Source organism: Roseateles sp. P5_B10 (genome assembly GCF_056400485.1).
Map to the genome: position 1 here is coordinate 1 of NZ_JBFULE010001215.1, position 1,142 is coordinate 1,142.

Genomic DNA, 1,142 nt, shown 5'->3' on the forward strand with positions numbered 1-1,142 from the left:
GCCCCGTGCCGTGCGAGTAATGCGTGACGTCGGCGCTCCAGGCGGTCACGTTCTCCGAGCCCAGCACCAGGCCGAACTTGCGCATGCCCAGTTTCAGGCGGGCCAGGATGTTGCGGCGGTCCTGCACCTTGGTCATGCGGTGCTCGGGGCTGAAGTCGTCGTAGAAGTTGCCGAAGCCGTCCACGTCGATGAAGACCTGGCTTGCACCGTCACGGATATGCCCCTCGTAGCGCTGCGCCGGGACAAAGCCTGCCGGGTGCCGTGCGATGGCTTCGCTGGACATCTGGCACCCTCGGCTGGCGAAGCCCGGCACGACGGCGCCCTGCTTGTCGCGCAGGCAGCCCGACGGGTAGAGCCCAGGGCCCCAGACCGCGGCCGGCATGTCTGCAGTGTCGTCAGGCTGGCCGTTGTCGAAGGCGTCGTAGGGCCCCGCCAGGTAGCCCAGGCCATGGGCCTTCTTCAGGTAGGCCGGCCGGACCAGGTGCTTGTGCGTCTTCGGGTCCTGGTCATAGCTGATCACGAGCTTGGCGATGCCCAGCGCCTTCAAGTCATCCAGGAAAGCGAGATCGCGGCCATCGCCCCAGACGTACAGATGCGGGGCGCCAAACAGGCGGTCCAGTTCAGGCACCTGCTTGTCGGCAAAGGATCGCAACCGACCCTGCTGCCGCAGGTAGTCTCTGTAGAACAGCGCCGGTGCGAGCGGGTTGGGTGCACCGAGCTCGATCATCAGGTCCAGCGTGCTGGCACCGTCGGCGAAGTCATGCTTCAGGCTGGCCTGCAGCCCGTTCGAGTTCTGCAGGCAAAGCTCGGACTGAAAGCCGTCGTCCAGCGCGTAGGTGACGGCCCGCGTGCCTGTGAGGTGGGTCCACGCCGGGAAGGACAGCAGGGTGGTGCCGCCGAAGCACTGCGGGCGGTTGAAGACAGAGCGCCAGTAGGCATCGTTGACGCCGAAGGCCATGCCCTGCCCATCCGGCACGATCCAGGTTCCTGACGAGACTTCTGGCATGGACGCCTGCCAGCGCGTGCCGTGCTGCCCGGTGACCGACACCTTGAGCGCCCGGCCTTGTGTACTGAGGCGCACCTGCTGGCCTTCGCCGGTTGTCCAGGCCCAGGCCCCCGGGCTTGTGGTGACCGGGCTGTCA

General features: G+C 66.9%; 1 protein-coding gene. It reads right to left on the minus strand.

Annotated features, from left to right (window positions below; translation table 11 throughout):
- The coding region (locus AC1DU6_RS32200; protein ID WP_477862283.1) for a glycoside hydrolase at positions 1 to 1,081 on the minus strand (1,081 nt) is incomplete at its 3' end.
- Positions 1,082 to 1,142 lie beyond the last annotated feature (61 nt).